Raw genomic sequence first — 19176 nt, forward strand, 5'->3', positions numbered from 1 at the left:
GCTCTTTATTAAGGAACCGCGAAGGAAGAGAAATGGAAGATTTTACAAGTTGTTTAAGATTGCTATATACCAATACAGCTCACTTAAGAATAGTTGTAGTTGTAGGTTGGGTTGAGGAACGAAACCCAACAAATGCTTATGCGTGTTGGGTTTCGTTCCTCAACCCAACCTACAATAAACCGTATTGTGCTATATACTCTCACGTCTTTCTCTAGCACTAAGCTTTTATGGAGTAATTAATTATGAATAATATTTCTCAAAGAATTGCTGCTTTATCTCCGGAACAACGGGCGCTACTGGAACTGCGACTCAAACAAAAGGGTTTTACTTCTGTTAAAACTCAATCAATTCCTCAACGAAAAGATTCCAACTCGTTGCCTTTATCTTTTCATCAGCAACGGCTGTGGATTATTCATCAACTAGAGCCAGATAGCCCTATTTACAACATCCCCATCGCCATAGAATTGACAGGACTTTTAAATGTAAAAGCACTGGAACAAAGCCTGAATCAAATTCGGCAACGACACGAAGTTCTACAAACCCGTTTTATTGCGGTGGGGGGACAACCTGTACAGGAAAAATTTTCAGGTTTGACGTTGAATCTGCCCGTAATCGATTTACGTAACTTGCCTGAAAGCAAACAACAGCAGTTGTTGGAAGATGCGAAAAAGGAGGAAGCTCAACGTCCTTTTGACCTATCACAGGAACCACTACTGCGAGTGAAGCTGTTGCAGCTGAGTGAGACAGAACACCTGATGTTGTTCGCGATGCACCACATCGTTTCTGATGGTTGGTCTCGTGGTGTGATTATTCAAGAATTGGCTGCATTGTATGAAGCGATTTGTCAAGGCAAGCCCTCACCATTACCTGAGCTTCCGATTCAGTATGCCGACTTTGCTGCATGGCAACGACAGTGGCTTGTGGGAGAAATTCTAGAAACTCAGCTTAACTACTGGAAGCAGCAATTAACGGGTGCTTCCCCAATTTTGGAACTGCCTACAAATAGACCGCGACCAACTGTTAATACTTTTAGGGGCGCTAGGCAATTTTTCACCATTTCTCAACCGCTTGCCTTATCGCTGAGGGCGTTGAGTCAGCAGTCAGAAAGTACGCTGTTTATGACGCTATTAGCGGCTTTTAAGACGCTGCTTTACCGCTATACGGGGCAGCAAGACATCTCGATTGGCACTCCCATGACCAATCGTAGCCAGAGGGAAACTGAGCCTCTGATTGGTTTCTTTGTCAACACGCTGGTTTTACGCACGCTGCTGTCTGAAAACATGAGTTTTCAAGAATTGCTGGCGAGGGTGCGCGAAGTGGCGCTACAAGCTTATGCTCACCAGGATCTGCCCTTTGAAAAGCTGGTAGAGGAACTACAGCCAAGTCGCGATCGCAGTTATACACCCCTATTCCAGGTGATGTTTGCCCTCCACACTGCCCCCAAAACAGCCTTGCAGCTCCCAGGTCTGAGTTTGAGTCTTGTGGAGGTAGAAACTGGCACCGCCAAGTTTGATTTGACGCTAGAGATAACGGATACCGAGCAAGGACTGACAGGATCGTTGGAGTACAACACTGACTTGTTCGATGCCGCTACGATTACTCGGATGCTGGGGCATTTTCAAACGCTGCTGGAAGGCATTGTGGCGAATCCCGATCGCCGTTTGTCAGATTTGCCCTTATTGACAGCTGCTGAAAGATATCAGTTGTTGGTGGAGTGGAATCAGACTCAGACTGATTACCCCGCCGATAGCTGCTTTCATCAGTTATTTGAACAGCAGGTGGAGAAGACGCCGGATGCGATTGCGCTAAGCGCACGCTTCGCGATCGCTCTCACATTTGAAGATCAATATCTCACCTACAAACAGTTAAATGAACGTGCGAACCAACTGGCGCATTACCTGCAAAAAAAGGGGATATCAACCGAATCTCTCGTTGGCATTTGTGTAGAACGCTCTTTGGAGATGATGGTCGGACTCATCGGCATTCTCAAGGCAGGAGGAGCTTACGTGCCGTTAGACCCATCCTATCCCCAAGAGCGCCTATCTTTCATGCTGTCAGACGCTCAGATGCCCGTGTTGTTAACTCAACAGCATTTAATAGAAAAGCTACCTCACCACACCGCTAAAGTTATTTGTTTAGATGCAGACTGGGATTGCATTTCCCAAGAAAATGTAGAAAGTCCATCGAGTGAAGTTAACGCCGATAACCTCGCCTACGTCATCTATACTTCCGGTTCCACGGGTAAGCCAAAAGGAACCTTGATTCCCCATCGAGGACTGGTGAACTACTTAAGTTGGTGTTCGCAAGCTTACGCAGTCGAAACCGGGAAAGGCGCTCCGGTTCACTCTTCCCTTAGCTTCGATATGACGATTACCGGGTTATTTTCACCTTTATTAGTGGGAAATCGGGTAATCTTGCTGCCTGAACAGGGTATCGAGGCTTTGGGTATCGCACTGCGGCAGGGTGGTGACTTTAGTTTAGTTAAAATTACCCCGGCTCAGTTGGATTTGCTGCGCCATCAGTTAACACCTGAAGAAGTGGCGGGTCGAACCAAAGCCTTTATTATTGGCGGCGAAAATCTTTTAGCTCAAAGCATTGCATTTTGGCAAAAATTTGCTCCTGAGACTGTATTGGTAAATGAATATGGTCCTACAGAAACTGTTGTGGGATGCTGCATTTATCAAGTTCCTCTAGGCAAGCATGAATCTGGATCGATCCCGATTGGTCGTCCGATTGCGAATACTCAACTTTATATTTTGGATCGGAATCTGCAACCTGTCCCGATTGGCGTGATTGGTGAGCTACATATCGGCGGTGCAGGAGTGGCGCGGGGTTATCTAAATCGTCCAGAATTGACAGCACAGAAGTTTATTCCTAATCCGTTTAAGAACCTAACCCCCCAACCCCCTTCCCTACAAGGGAAGGGGGAGAATTGCTTCTCTCTCGTGGTAGTGGAGGGAGAAAATTGCTCTCCTCTCGTGGTAGGGGAGGGGTTGGGGGAGAGGTCTCGCCTATATAAAACGGGGGATTTGGCGCGTTACCAAGCTGATGGCACGATTGAATATCTGGGAAGATGCGATCGCCAAGTCAAGCTAAGAGGCTTTCGGATTGAACTAGAAGAAATTGAATCGGTATTAGCACAGCACCCCCAAATTCGAGACGTGGTGGTGCTAATTCGGGAAGATGAACCGGGACCTAAATTGGTGGCTTATGTTGTTCCTAAGTCAGCAGCAGTCCCCACAGTTAGCGAATTGCGCTCTTACTTACAACAGCAACTGCCAGAGTATTCGATCCCATCTGCCTTTGTCACTTTAGAGTTTTTACCGCTAACTCCCAACGGAAAGATAGATCGTCAAAAATTGCCATCTCCGGGGATAGCCAGACCAAACTTAGATGATGCTTTTGTGGCACCTAGAACGCCCGCAGAGCAGGTTTTGGCAGAAATTTGGCGCGAAGTTCTCAAACTGGAGCAAGTTGGCATCCACGACAACTTCTTTGCTTTGGGCGGTGATTCGATTCGGAGTATACAAGTGCGATCGCTTGTGCAAAACCGAGGCTTAAACTTCTCTCTACAACAACTATTCCAATATCAGACGATTTCCGAATTAGCACCATATCTAGAAGCGAGTGAAATTGAAAAGACTGCTTCCGTTGCACCTTTTAGCCTCATTTCCGAAGCAGATAGTCAAAAATTACCTAATGGAATCGAGGACGCCTATCCCCTCACCAAGTTGCAAGCAGGGATGCTATTCCATAGCGAATACAGCCCAGAAACAGCAGTTTATCACGACATTGTAAGCTTCCAGGTGCAAGCAACTTTTGACCTGGAAGCTTTGCGAACAACCATCAAATATCTAATCAGTCGTCATGCAGTGTTACGCACCTGCTTCGACTTAACTACCTTCAAAGAACCGCTACAACTCATTCATCAAACAGTTGAAGTTCCTCTGCAAGTAGAGGATTGGCGTCATTCTGAACAAGCAGACGCACTCACTAACTGGTTTGAAATCGAAAAAAGCCGAAACTTTGATTGGACTCGTCCTCCTCTGCTGAAATTTCAGGTACATCGCCGCAGTGAGGCAACATTTCAACTCACTCTCAGCTTCCACCATGCTATTCTCGACGGCTGGAGTGTAGCTTCTTTATTCTCCGAGTTGTTTCAACAGTATTCTGCCTTGCTGGAAGGCAAACAAACTCTGGCAGTTTCGCCATCACCTGTTAGTAATTTCCGAGATTTTGTATCTTTAGAACGTCAAGCGATCGCATCCGAGGAATGTCGCAGCTTTTGGAGCGAAAAGTTAAAAAACAGCACCATTTCTAAACTGCCTCGCTGGTTTCCTCCGGCTCAAGAAACCCATCAAAAGAAGTCATGCACGCAAGAACTTTTCCTCTCCTCTGAGACTTCCGCAGGTTTAAAAGAACTCGCTGAATCCGCAGGCGTTCCCCTAAAAAGTGTTCTCCTAGCAGCACATCTGCGAGTATTAAGTTTGTTAAGCGGTCAATCAGCAGTTTTAACTGGCTTAGTATCCAATGGCAGACTCGAAAAAAAAGATGGTGAAAAGGTTCTAGGACTTTTCCTAAACACGCTACCATTTTGCCAAGAATTGCCAGGAGGAACCTGGATAGACTTGGTAAAACAAACCTTTGCCTCTGAACGGGAATTACTACCTTTTCGTCGCTATCCCCTGCCATTGCAGAAAGTGTTAGACAGGCAATTGCTTTTTGAAACGGCTTTTAACTTTACACATTTTCATGTTTATGAAAGTGTTCTAGGATTAAAAAATATTGAGATATTAGACGCGGCGTTTTTTGAAGAGACAAACTTTGCTTTAATTGCTAATTTTGTCTTGAATCCGGTTAGCGATCGCGTCCAAATCAAGCTGGAATATCAAGCATCATTTTCTCAAGAAGAAACAGAGGCGATTCGGGGATATTACGCTAAGACTCTTGAAGTCATGGCAAACCAACCTTCGGCACGTTATGAGTTATCAACTCTAATTTCTGCGAAGGAACAACATCAGTTACTTGTAGAGTGGAATAATACTCAGCTTAATTACCCAAAAGATGCGTGTCTCCATCAATTATTTACCGCTCAGGTAGAGAAAACCCCTGACAATATCGCAGTCGTTTTTGAAGGCAAAGAATTAACTTATCGGCAATTAAATCAACAAGCTAACCAAGTAGCGCATCGCTTGCAAAAGCTAGGCGTAAAACCAGAAGTTTTGGTTGGCATTTGTATGGAACGCTGCCTAGAAATGGTGGTGGGATTACTTGGCATTCTCAAAGCAGGTGGAGCTTATGTTCCTCTCGATCCGTCTTATCCCCAAGACCGCCTAGCTTTCATGCTGTCAGATGCTCAAGTAACTGTGCTGTTAACTCAACAGCATTTAGTCGAAAATATTCCCAAACATAATGCTCAAGTTTTATGCCTCGATTCAGATTGGGAAAGCCTTGCCCAAGAGAGCTTAGAAAATCCTCCTAGCGGTGTGACTGCGGAAAATTTAGCTTACGTTATTTATACCTCTGGTTCCACAGGAATTCCTAAAGGGGCAATGAATACCCATCGCGGTATCTGCAATCGTTTACTGTGGATGCAGGATACTTATCAACTAACAGAAACAGACCGAGTTTTACAGAAAACGCCCTTCAGCTTTGATGTTTCCGTTTGGGAATTCTTCTTGCCTTTGTTAACCGGATCTTGTCTAGTTGTGGCTCGACTCGGAGGACATCAAGATAGTGCTTATTTAGTGGATCTGATTGCCCAAGAGCAAATCACCACCATTCATTTTGTGCCGCCAATGCTTCAGGTTTTTCTAGAAGAACCAGGATTAGAAAAATGTCAATGTCTCAAACGAGCGATCTGTAGTGGTGAGGCTTTATCTTACGAACTGCAACAACGCTTTTTTGCCCGGATGGACGCGGAATTACACAATCTTTATGGCCCGACAGAAGCGGCAATTGATGTCACTTATTGGGCTTGTAATCCAGAAAGTAAATTAACAAGCGTTCCGATTGGTCGCGCGATCGCTAATACTCAACTTTATATCCTCGATCGACACCTGCAACCCGTTCCAGTTGGTGTGCCTGGTGAACTCCACATCGGCGGTGTTGGCTTAGCGCGAGGCTATCTCAATCGTCCTGAATTGACAGCAGAGAAGTTTATTCCGAATCCATTTAAAAACCTAACCCCCCAGCCCCCTTCCCTACAAGGGAATGGGGAGAATTGCTCCCCTCCCCTACCAGGGGAGAAGTTGATTCCGAATCCATTTAAAAACCTAACCCCCCAGCCCCCTTCCCTACAAGGGAAGGGGGAGAATTGCTCCCCTCCCCTATCAGGGGAGGGGTTGGGGGAGAGGTTCCGCCTATACAAAACTGGAGATTTAGCGCGTTATCTACCTGATGGAAACATTGAGTTTCTCGGCAGAATTGACAATCAAGTAAAACTGCGGGGTTTTCGCATCGAACTGGGAGAAATTGAAGCAGCGCTGATGCAATATTCAGCCATCCGAGAGACGGTGGTTTTGCTGCGGGAGGATAACCCCGGTGACAAGCGTTTAGTCGCTTACGTTGTTCCCAAAGAACAAGCATCCAGCATTCACGATCTACGCGGCTTCTTGAAACAGAAACTGCCGAGTTATATGGTGCCATCCGCCTTCATGTTTTTAGAGGCGTTACCTTTAACGGCGAATGGCAAAATCGATCGTCGAGCATTACCTGCACCAGAAAATATACCGTCATCGGCAGTTGCTTATATAGCTCCCCGTAACCCGGTTGAAGAAAAGCTAGCGCAACTTTGGACTGAAGTTCTCGACCTTAAGCAGGTAGGCATTCACGACAACTTCTTTGAGCTTGGCGGTAACTCTTTAGTAGCGACTCAACTAATTTCTAAAGTGCGCCGTACATTTCAAGTAGAAATTCCTTTGCGAAATCTATTTGAGTTGCCAACTATTGCTGGAATTGCCGAAAGCATTGCTCAAACTAAAGAGAGTAACGCTGATGCTCAGGAAGCAGCGATTAAGCCAATTTCCAGAACGGCTCGTCGCGGTTTCCACAATCAATTAAAAAAGGGAGAGTAAACGATGACACTGCATTCTTCCTGGGACTATTCCACAGATATTGACAATGCTGTGAATTCTTCAGAAGACGATATTTTCGTTCTTCCAACTTCTTTTGCACAAGCGAGATTGTGGTTTCTGGATCAATTTGAACCAGGCAGTCCTTTTTATAACATTCCTGCCGCTGTCCGCCTCACAGGGAGACTTAATGTTGCCGCATTGGAACAAAGTCTCAATGAAATGGTGCAACGTCATGAAGCTTTGCGGACGACATTTGCAGTTGAAGATGGTCAACCAGTGCAAGTTATCCGAGCCAGCTTGACTCTAAACTTGCCGATTGTAAATTTAACAGCGCTACCAACAACTGAGCGAGAAGCTGAGATTTCCGCAAGAGCAAATGCAGAGATTCAACAACCTTTTGATTTAACGCAAGTTCCTCTGTGGCGAGTGACGCTGCTACGACTGAATGAAGCAGATCATGTGTTGCTACTCACCATGCACCATATCATCTCGGATGGTTGGTCTTTGGGAGTGTTTCTGCGAGAAATGGCAGCACTTTATGAAGCCTTTTCTAATAGCAACTCCTCCCCGCTACCGGAACTTCCGATTCAATATGCAGACTTTGCCGTTTGGCAGCGCGACTGGCTTCAGGGGAAAGTTTTAGAAACTCAGCTCAATTACTGGAAACAACAGTTGAGTGGTTCTCTGCCAGTGCTGCAACTGCCAAGCGATCGCCCTCGACCTGCTATTCAGTCTTACACAGGTAGAAAACAATTCTTCACCCTCTCCAAGACTTTAACAGCAGCGCTCAAATCGCTAAGTCAGCAAACGGGTGTCACTTTGTTTATGACAATGCTGGCGGCATTCCAGACGCTAGCACACCGTTACACAAACCAAGATGACCTGATTGTGGGGACTGCGATCGCTAATCGCAATCGAGCGGAAGTAGAAGGATTAATCGGGTTGTTTGTCAATACCTTAGTGCTGCGAACAGATCTCAGTGGCAATCCCACTTTCCGAGAGTTACTAAATCGAGTTCAGAAAATAGCTTTAGGTGCTTATGATCACCAAGATTTGCCCTTTGAAAAGCTAGTAGAAGAACTGCAACCAGAGCGGGATTTGAGCCAAAATCCCCTATTTCAGGTGTGGTTTGCGCTTAACAACGCTCCCATGCCAGCGATGCAGCTGGTGTCGGGACTAACCCTAACTCCCTTAGAAGCGGACAGCGGCACCGCACAGTTCGATTTGAGCTTAGATATGGTCGAACGGGGAGAAGAACTGATTGGCTCGTTTGAATACAATACCGACCTATTCGACACTACCACTATTACTCGCATGGTGGGGCATTTCCAAACCCTGCTGGAAGGAATTGTTGCTGATTGCGATCGCTCCCTATCACATTTGCCATTACTGACAGAAACCGAACAGCATCAGTTATTAGTTGACTGGAATGACACCCAAGCGAATTATCCTACAAATCTCTGCATTCATCAGTTATTTGAAGCGCAGGTAGAGAAGACACCGGATGCTGTTGCTGTCGTATTTGAGAACCAGCAACTAACTTATGCAGAACTCAATGCTAAGGCGAATCAACTAGCGCATCACTTGCAAAAACTAGGGGTAAAACCAGAAGTTTTGGTAGGCATCTGTGTAGAACGCTCCCTAGAGATGATTATCGGAATTTTGGGCATTCTCAAAGCGGGTGGCGCTTATGTACCGCTAGACCCTGCCTATCCTCCAGAGCGCTTGGCTTTCATGTTATCAGATACCCAAGTACCCGTGTTGCTAACTCAACATCGGTTTTTAAATAGTCTGCCTCAACACGAAGCAAAAGTTGTGTGTCTGGATGCAGATTGGGAAGCAATTTCACAAAATAGCATCCATAATCCCCTCTCCAAAATAACTGCCGAGAACCTGGCATATATCATCTATACCTCCGGTTCTACTGGCAAAGCTAAAGGAGTGATGATTCAGCATAGCAGCCTGGTTAATATCTATTTGGCTTGGGAAGAAACTTATCAACTTCGCGCTGCACAAAGTTGTCACCTTCAGATGGCGAATTTCTCCTTTGATGTATTTACAGGAGACTTAGTTCGTGCCTTATGTTCTGGTGGAAAGTTGGTTCTGTGTCCCCGCGAATTATTGCTAGAACCACCAAAGCTTTATGAATTGATGCTCCAGGAAAAGGTTAATTGTGCCGAATTTGTTCCAGTTGTTTTGAGGAGCTTAGTTCAATATGTGGAAGACAACAAAAAACGTCTCGATTTTATGAGGCTGCTAATTTGTGGCTCTGATAGTTGGTATGTGCGAGAGTATGAAAAATTCCGCCAATTTTGTGGAAGTCAGACGCGACTGATTAACTCGTTTGGCTTGACAGAAGCCACGATTGATAGTTCTTATTTTGAAGGAACGGCTACTTTATCTAGTGAGCAGTTAGTACCGATTGGGCGTCCCTTTGCCAACACTCAGCTTTACATTTTAGACTCGCATCTACAGCCGTTACCTATTGGAATTCCTGGCGAATTGTACGTTGGTGGTGCTGGCTTGGCGCGGGGTTATCTCAACCGTCCTGAGTTGACACAAGAGAAGTTTATTTCTAACCCTTTTAGTAACGAACCGCAGAGGCGCAGAGAGCGCAGAGAAGGAAGAGAAGAAGGCGTAAGTTTTATATACAAAACTGGAGATTTGGCGCGGTTCCTACCTGATGGCAATATTGAGTATCTTGGCAGAATTGACTATCAAGTAAAAATTCGGGGCTACCGTATCGAATTGGGAGAGGTTGAAGGAGTGTTAAGTCAACACCCTGCTGTGCGTGAAACGGTAGTTTTAGCTGGCGAAAACAAGGCAGAAAATAAACGCTTAATTGCTTATATAGTGAGCAATATTAGCAATTTTGAATTTAAAGAGGCGCACAGCAGCGTACCCCTACAGGATTCAGGATTAATCAAAGAATTGCGTAGTTTTCTAAAGGAAAAACTACCGCATTATATGGTGCCATCGGCTTTTGTGTTGTTGGAGGCTTTACCACTAACACCTAATGGTAAATTAGATAGGCGATGCCTAGGGCAAGGACTCCGTCCTACGCTTCCTGTTCCAGATCAAACCCGTTCCCAAGTCGAAGCAGCTTACACCGCACCTCAAACCACAAGGGAAGAAGTTCTGGCGAGAGTTTGGTCGCAGGTTTTGGGAGTTGAGAAAATTGGCATTCACGATAACTTCTTCGAGTTAGGTGGAGATTCTATCCTGAGTCTTCAGGTAATATCTAAAGCGCGCGATGCTGGACTTCAGCTAAGTCCAAAACAAATTTTTCAATATCAAACAATCGCAGAGTTAGCAACAGTAGCAGGTACAACGCAGACGACAATTCAAGCCGAACAAGGTATCGTAACTGGCTCGGTACTTTTGACACCAATTCAGCAATGGTTCTTTGAACAAAATCTACTCAATGCTCACCACTGGAACCAGGCAGTTTTGTTAGAAACTAGGCAACACCTGGATATCACTAAGTTAGAAAAGGCGGTACAGGCATTACTGAAGCATCACGATTCACTTCGATTACGTTTTGTCAAGGATGCATCCGGTTGGCAACAGTTTTACGCTGACGTTGATGAAGTAGATACAGTAGGTTGGGTTGAGGTAACGAAACCCAACAAGCCTTCTGAGTTGGGTTTCGTCGCTCAACCCAACCTACGCTCACACGTTATCAAATTTGATTTTTCTAAGCTGCCAGAAACCGAACAAAAACGAGCGATTGAAAATACTGCTAATGAACTCCAAGCCAGCTTAAATTTATCCGAGGGGTTGCTAATTCGGGTTGCTTTATTTAACCTTGGAGCGAATCAACCGAACCGTTTGCTGATTGTCATCCATCACTTAGTTGTTGACGGGGTTTCTTGGCGAATATTACTAGAAGATTTGCAGACAAGTTACGAACAAATCAGGCGAGGTGAATTAATTCAGCTTCCAGCTAAAACAACTTCATTTAAAAAGTGGTCTGAACAACTCCAAGAATATGCACATTCAGCCGCATTAAAGCTAGAACTAAATTACTGGCTGACAGAATTGCAAAAACCGATTTCTCGCTTACCCGTAGATGCTAACGGAATCAATACAATGGCTACGGCTCAAACCGTATCCGTCAGCTTGAGCCAAGAAGAAACTCAAGCTTTATTACAAGAAGTTCCCAAAATTTATAACACCCAAATAAATGATGTGTTACTAACCGCTTTGGGACAAGCTTTTTCGCAATGGACGGGGATGGATTCGGTTCTGGTGGATCTAGAGGGACATGGACGAGAGACGTTCTCTGAATCACTTGATTTATCGCGCACTGTAGGCTGGTTTACTTCAGTTTTTCCCGTGTTGCTGGTGGGTAAAAATAGCCAACCCGGAGAGGCTTTAAAAGCAGTTAAAGAACAACTGCGTCGGATTCCCAATCGTGGCTTTGGCTATGGTGTGTTGCGCTACCTCAGCAGCGAAGAAGTCGCCTTGGCACTAAAAGCATTGCCTCAAGCCGAAGTGACTTTCAACTATCTCGGTCAATTCGACCAAAGTTTACCGCCATCCTCGCTATTTAAAATAGCTTCCGAATCTACTGGAAATCTTTATAGCCCAAGAGGAAGTCGAGCGTATCTATTAGAAATTAATGGATTAGTTGCAGTTGGTCAACTGCGCCTGGAATGGAGTTTTAGCGAAGCGGTACATCGCCTTGCAACGGTGCAGAGACTGGCTGAGGGTTACATAGAGGCATTGCGATCGCTTATTGCCCACTGTCAATCCCCAGAAGCAGGCGGCTACACTCCCTCAGACTTTATCGCCGCCAAAGCTAGTACCAGCGACTTCGATAAGTTGCTAGCCCAAATTAGTCAATCCAAAAAAGGCAGCCGCCATGAAAGTTGAAAATCTGGAAGACATCTACGAACTTTCACCGATGCAGCAGGGGTTGCTGTTCCATACGCTGTATGCCCCAGAATCGGGAATGTATTTCGAGCAGTATAGCTGGACGGTGCAAGGAGATTTTAATGCCTTGGCGTTCAAGCAAGCTTGGCAAAGCGTAATCGACAGACATTCGATTTTGCGGACTGCCTTCTTTTGGCAAGATTTGGAAAAGCCTTATCAAGTGGTTTACCGTCAAGCTGAACTGATTTGGGAGGAACAAGATTGGCGGCAAATTTCGCGGGAGTTGCAAGCAGAACGGTTAGAAATGTTTTTGCAGGCAGATCGCGATCGCGATTTCGACCTTTCCCAAGCCCCCCTGATGCGTCTCGCCTTGATCCAATTGGCAAATGATGCGTATCAAGTGGTTTGGAGCCATCACCACATCCTTTTAGATGGCTGGTCGGGTCCCCTGGTATTTAAAGAAGTTTACGCCTTTTATCAAGCCTTCTGCCAAGGTCAAGACTTACACCTAGAACGCCCCCGCCCCTTCCGGGAGTACATTACCTGGCTCCAACAGCAAGACTTGTCGAAAGCGGAAGCATTCTGGAAAAAGACACTGCAAGGCTTTACCGCGCCGACTCCTCTAGGGCTAGATCGGACTTTGCACAACCAGGCTCTAGAAAAGAACGAGAACGAGCTGCAAATTAAGCTATCGCAGGCTGTCAGCGCTACTCTGGAATCTTTAGCACGACAGCATCGCTTAACGATTAACACCTTAGTACAAGGTGCTTGGGCTATCCTTCTGAGTCGTTATAGCGGCGAACAGGATGTCGTCTTTGGGGCAATTTCTTCTGGGCGTCCGACAGATTTAGTAGGGGTAGAATCCATTGTCGGGATGTTTGTCAACACTTTGCCGATGCGGGTATATGTCAATCCCGAAGCCCAACTTTTGCCCTGGTTAAATAGTTTCCAAGCTCAACAAGCAGAGATGCGTCAGTACGAGTACAGTCCTCTCGTCAAAATTCAGGGCTGGAGTGAAATTCCTGCCAACGTATCTTTCTTTGAGAGCATCGTCACCTTAGAAAACTATCCCGTTGAACCGGAACAATGGGAAGAAAATCAGAACCTAAAGATATACAATTTGCAGGTTTTTGAGAAGACAAATTATCCCCTAACGATCATGGCAGGAACGGGAGCGGAGTTGTCGCTCAGAATTTTGTACGACGATCGCCGTTTTGATGCCGCTACAATTACTCGGATGCTAGGGCATTTCCAAACATTGCTGGAAAGCATTGCGGCTAATCCTAATCAGCGTCTTGCTGACTTGCCAATTTTGACCGCAGCAGAGCGTTATCAGTTGTTGGTGGAGTTTAACCAAACTCAATATTGTGTGGCAAACCTAACCCCCCAACCCCCTTCCCTGCGAGGGCAGAGGGAGCATGACTCCCCTCTCATTGCAGGAGAGGGGGAGAGGTTAACCCAAGAGTATAGCTACCCGACTCAATCCCCAATTAGGCAATGCATTCACCAGTTATTTGAACAACAGGTAGAACAAACACCGGATGCGGTTGCGGTAATTTTTGATAACCAACAACTTACCTACGCCGAACTCAACAATCGAGCCAACCAACTAGCACATTACCTGCCAAAACTCGGCGTGAAACCAGAAGTTTTGGTTGGCGTTTGTATGGAACGCTCTTTGGAAATGGTGATTGGACTTTTGGGTATTCTCAAAGCGGGTGATGCTTATGTGCCGCTAGATCCCAAGTATCCCCAAGAACGATTGGCGTTCATGTTAGAGGATACGCAAGCATCGGTATTGTTGACGCAACAGCAACTCATTGAGAGTCTTCCGAAACACAATGCTAAGGTTGTATCTCTAGACTCAGATTGGGAAATTATTGCTCAGGAAAACCCAGAAAATCCTGTCACTCAAATAAGCGCAGATAACCTCGCCTACATCATTTATACTTCTGGTTCTACTGGCAAACCGAAAGGGGTGGCGATCGCACATTACAATACTGTTGCTCTAATTGATTGGGCAAAAACAGTGTTTACAGCAGCGGATTTAGCTGGGGTTTTGGCTTCTACTTCTATCTGCTTCGACTTGTCAGTTTTTGAAATTTTTGTTCCCTTAAGCTGCGGTGGTACGGTTATCTTGGCTGAAAACGCCTTGTATTTGCCGATTTTACCAGCAGCGGAGCGAGTGACATTAATTAATACTGTGCCAAGTGCGATCGCTTCCTTACTCCGAGATAACGCCATCCCCGCTTCAGTCCGCACGGTTAATCTCGCTGGCGAACCCCTGCCAAATAATCTGGTACAGCAACTCTATCAGCTTAACCACATCCAGCAAGTATTTAATCTCTACGGCCCTTCCGAAGATACTACCTACTCAACATACGCCTTAATCGAACGCGGTAGCCAAGGAACTCCACCAATTGGTCGTCCGATTGCCAATACACAAGTCTATGTATTGGATAACACTCTACAACCTGTCCCCATCGGCGTTGCTGGCGAACTCTATATTGGTGGTGCAGGACTGGCGCGAGGTTATCTCAATCGTCCAGAACTGACAGCACAGAAGTTTATTGCTAACCCATTTAATAAAAACCTAACCCCCCAACATCTTTCCCTTGCAAGGAACGATGAGAATTGCTCCCCTCCCCTAGCAGGGGAGGGGTTGGGGGAGAGGTTCCGCCTCTACAAAACTGGAGATTTAGTTCGTTATCTTCCTGACGGAAACCTAGAATTTTTAGGTAGAATTGACCATCAAGTGAAAATCCGAGGATTCCGCATCGAACTTGGGGAAATTGAGGCGACATTAGCGCAGCATCCAGTCGTTGATCAAACCGTTGTCTTGGCTCAAGAGGAAGATTTGAATACGCCTCGCCTCGTTGCTTATTTGACAACAAAACAACTTCCTCAAGATTCAGGTAAATTGCCAAAAACACAATGGTATTCTGAGCAGGTATCGGAATGGGAAACAGTCTTTGAAAAGACTTATCACCAAAATTCCAATATTCAGGAAGACACTTTGAATATTAGTGGTTGGAATAGTAGTTATACAGGCTTACCAATTCCAGCCGAAGAAATGCGGATGTGGGTTGACTACACCGTTCAGCAAATTCTCGCCTTAAAACCCTCCCGCGTTCTTGAAATTGGTTGTGGATTGGGTCTACTTTTGTTTGGGATTGCACCTTATTGCTCCCATTACTTGGGCACCGACTTCTCTCAATCTGCACTTGACTATGTTCGGCAGCAATTAACAACGGAAAACCTGCCCCAGGTAGCGCTAGATAGACGAATGGCGGATAACTTTGAGGGAATAGAAGCGGGTGCATTTGACGCGGTAATTATTAACTCCGTAATTCAGTATTTCCCCAGCACAGATTACTTGTTGCGCGTCTTAGAAGGTGCTATCAATGCTGTAAAACCAGGAGGTTATATTTTTGTGGGGGATGTGCGTAGCCTGCCACTATTAGAAGCTTTTCATGCTTCTGTACAACTGCACCAAGCTCCTTCTAACCTTTCCATAACTGAATTACGGCAGCGGATTCAAAAACGCTTACAACAAGAACAGGAACTAATTATCGACTCGGCATTTTTCACAGCCCTGAAGCAGGAATTTTCCAAAATTAGTCACGTCCAAATTCAACCGAAACGAGGTAAATACCAGAATGAATTGACAAAGTTTCGCTACGATGTGATTCTTCGAGTCGGTGCTAAAGTCGATTGTATACAAGATTTTACTTGGCTGAATTGGCAGAATAAAAAATTGACTCTTGACAAGATTCATCAGTTACTGGAAGAAACCAACCCAGAGATTTTAGGAATTACGGAAATTCCTAATGCGCGTCTCGTAGCTGAGATGAAAAATTTAGAATTGCTAGCTGAAACCGATGGAGGAGAAACTGTTGCAAACTTGCGAAAATTCCTGCGAGAAAGCGATACGGAATATGGGATTGAACCTGAAGATATTCTGGCTCTAGGTCAAGACTTATCTTACTGCATTCACCTTAATTATTCGGGCGAACATTACGATATAGTGTTTGTGCAGAAAACCTTGGCATCTCCAGACAAAGTTCCAGGCTTTTTGGAAACAAGTGGCAAAGCAAAACCTTGGAAAAATTATGCGAATAATCCGCTGCAAGGAAAACTAACTCGTGAATTGGTGCCTCAACTGCGTGATTACTTGCAAGAGAAGCTGCCGGAATATATGGTGCCTTCTAACTTTATCCTGCTGGAAGAATTGCCGCTAACTCCTAATGGTAAAATCGATAGGCGGTTGCTAAATACCCTTAGTCAAATACACCCTTATCTTGAAAAAACATTTGTTGCGCCACGTACACCAATTGAACAAGCAGTTGCCGATATCTATGCCCAAATTCTAAATCTACAGCAGGTAGGTTGCTCTGATAACTTCTTTGAATTAGGCGGTCACTCGCTACTCGCTACACAAGTAACTTCCCGGTTGCGAGAAACTTTCCAAGTCGAATTACCGCTACGGACTTTATTTGAGTCACCCACTGTTGCGGAATTAGCTGAAGTAATTTCCTCAACTCAGCAAGCAAAACAAAGTTTAGATTCTATTTCCATTTCGCGGGTTTCCCGCAATCAGCCACTACCGCTATCTTTTGCTCAACAACGACTGTGGTTTCTCGAACAGCTAGAACCAGGTTCGCCTGACTATAACATTCCGGCACCAGTTCGCCTGGTAGGACAATTAGACGTTGCGGCGCTAGAGCAAAGTTTTAACGAAATTGTGCGGCGACACGAAATATTACGCACCAGTTTCGTGATGGAAGGGCAACCGATTCAAGAAATTGCTCCTACTATGACAGTGACATTTCCTGTTATCGACTTGCAAGCATTTTCAGAGGCGGATCGAGAAGAGAAAATTCAACAATTAATTGCTGAAGCAGCATTAAAACCCTTCGATTTAACTCAAGCACCGCTGTTTCGGATGCAACTGCTGCAACTCGGTGAGGAAGAACATATTTTAGTTCTAGTTTTGCACCATATCATCTTCGATTTGTGGTCAATTGGGGTGCTGCTGCAAGAAGTGACTGAACTCTACAAAGCTTTTACGACTGGGGAAATTTCTTTGCTACCTGAATTACCAATTCAATATGCTGATTTTGCGGTTTGGCAGCGGCAATATCTCCAGGGAGAGGTGCTGGAAAAGCATTTAAGTTATTGGAAACAACAATTAGGCGGCAATTTACCATTAGAAATACTAAGCGATCGCTCTAGATCCGCTGTTCAGTCAAATCGAGGTGCCATCCATTATTTTGCTTTCCCCAAGGATTTGAGCGATGCAATTCAAGCTTTCAGTCAGCGGGAGAAAGTAACCTTATTTATGACGCTTTTGGCGGCGTTCAAAACCTTGCTCTACGCTCACACGGGACAGGAAGATATACTCATCGGTTCGCCTATTGCCAATCGCGATCGCGTTGAACTAGAAACACTCATTGGATTCTTTGTCAATACTTTAGTTCTCCGCACTGATTTATCTGGAAATCCCAGCTTTCGAGAGTTACTAGCACGGGTGCGCGAAGTCACTTTAGGCGCTTATGCTCACCAAGATTTGCCCTTTGAAAAGCTGGTGGAGGTGCTGCAACCCAACCGAAAACAAAGTGAATTTCCCTTATTTAAGGTATGGTTCGCACTGGAAAATGCCCCAATTCCAGACGTAAAGCTGCCGAAATTAACGCTTAGTTCGGTTAATTTTTACAGCGGTATTGCGCGATACGACTTAAGATTTGGTTTAACGGAGACAACCGCAGGTTTAAAAGGCTCATTAGAGTACAAAGCCGAGTTATTTGATGCCACAACCATTGCTCGAATCGTCGGACATTTAGAAGCGATTCTGCGACAAGCCGTGGCACAACCAGACATTAGATTAGAACAACTTGCTTGCGCGATCGCGCAAGCAGAACAACAACAGCAAATCGCCCAAGAAAAAGAACTCGCACAAACTAGCCTGCAAAAGTTAAAGCGAGTTAAACGCAAGGCAATGCACGGCTAGAAACGCCCGAAAATCAATTTCTACAGCTTAAGCAGAAATCCGTCAAAACGGACTAACACATCTAATATTTAGTCGGTTTCAACCGACTTTGGCTATGAGCCAGGAATTTAAATTCCTGGCGTTATTACGGAAAAAGCACACTTTTGTAAGAGGTCTAATGAACACCCCAAAATCTCCTAAACTCAGCCTTAAAAAAGTAGGGACTGCCCAAAGAAAATCAATTACTATCTCTGAAGGTGAATTGATTAAAGTAGCACCCCTGCAACCTAACCAACTACCGCTCGTTATCGAACCAATGGTAGACGGCTTGGACTTAATTAGTTGGGCGCAAAATAATCGTTTATTCATGGAAACTCAACTTCCCAAGTCCGGGGGAATACTCTTCCGCAACTTCAAAATTAATGGCATTGAAGTATTCGAGCAGTTCGTCAAAGCCACTTCTGATGGTAAATTTTTACCGTATCAAGAGGGTTCGTCACCGCGCACTCTGGTGAAAGACCATATTTATACTTCCACCGACTATCCAGCCGACCAAAATATCTTTCTTCACAGCGAACTTTCCTACGCCAATACATGGCCTTTAAAAGTTTACTTTCACTGCGTAAAACCTGCGGAACAAGGTGGAGAAACGCCAATTGCGGATATTCGGAAAGTATGCGATCGCATTCCTTTGCAAATACGCGATCGCTTTCTCCAAAAAGAAGTGATGTACGTTCGCAACTTTGGCGCTGGACTCGGACTTCCCTGGCAAAAAGCGTTTCAAACTTCAGATAAAACCGTTGTCGAAGCATACTGCCATGAGAATGACATTGAGATGGAGTGGAAAGAAGGCGACAAGCTGCGAACTCGCCAAATTCGTCCGGCGGTAGTTAACCATCCGAAAACGGGCGAAACAGTTTGGTTTAATCATGCAGCTTTCTTTCACGTATCAACTCTAGAAGCAAAAATTCGTCAAGCAATGTTAGCATTTTCGGAAATTGAGCTTCCCTACAACACTTATTACGGGGATGGTTCCCCCATTGAACCCGAAGTTTTAGAGGAAATTCGCTCTGCTTATCGCCAAGAAACTGTGATGTTTCCTTGGCAAGCAGGAGATATTTTGATGCTCGACAATATGTTAACTGCTCACGGAAGAACACCCTTCGTCGGTTCGCGCCAAGTTGTTGTAGGCATGGCTGAACCTTTTAGCAGTAGCCATATTTAATCCAGCCT

At 45.2% G+C, this 19176-nt stretch carries 3 protein-coding genes and 1 pseudogene; all 4 read left to right on the forward strand.

Annotated features, from left to right (window positions below; all coding sequences use genetic code 11):
* Nucleotides 1–242: 242 nt before the first annotated feature.
* Nucleotides 243–6986, forward strand: a pseudogene (locus AC2VDX_RS25045) (amino acid adenylation domain-containing protein); the annotation flags it as partial.
* A 93-nt stretch (nucleotides 6987–7079) separates the two neighbouring features.
* Nucleotides 7080–11954, forward strand: a complete 4875-nt coding sequence (locus AC2VDX_RS25050; RefSeq protein ID WP_378172655.1) for an amino acid adenylation domain-containing protein — start codon at nucleotides 7080–7082, stop codon at nucleotides 11952–11954.
* Nucleotides 11944–17964 (forward strand): amino acid adenylation domain-containing protein, encoded by a 6021-nt coding sequence (locus AC2VDX_RS25055; RefSeq protein WP_378172658.1) that lies wholly within the window; start codon nucleotides 11944–11946, stop codon nucleotides 17962–17964. The genes AC2VDX_RS25050 and AC2VDX_RS25055 overlap by 11 nt, the downstream gene beginning before the upstream one ends.
* A gap of 157 nt (nucleotides 17965–18121) precedes the next feature.
* Complete coding sequence (locus AC2VDX_RS25060) at nucleotides 18122–19168, forward strand: TauD/TfdA family dioxygenase (RefSeq protein WP_378172660.1); 1047 nt, start codon at nucleotides 18122–18124, stop codon at nucleotides 19166–19168.
* Nucleotides 19169–19176: the final 8 nt, after the last annotated feature.

It is taken from the genome of Coleofasciculus sp. H7-1 (assembly GCF_057473865.1).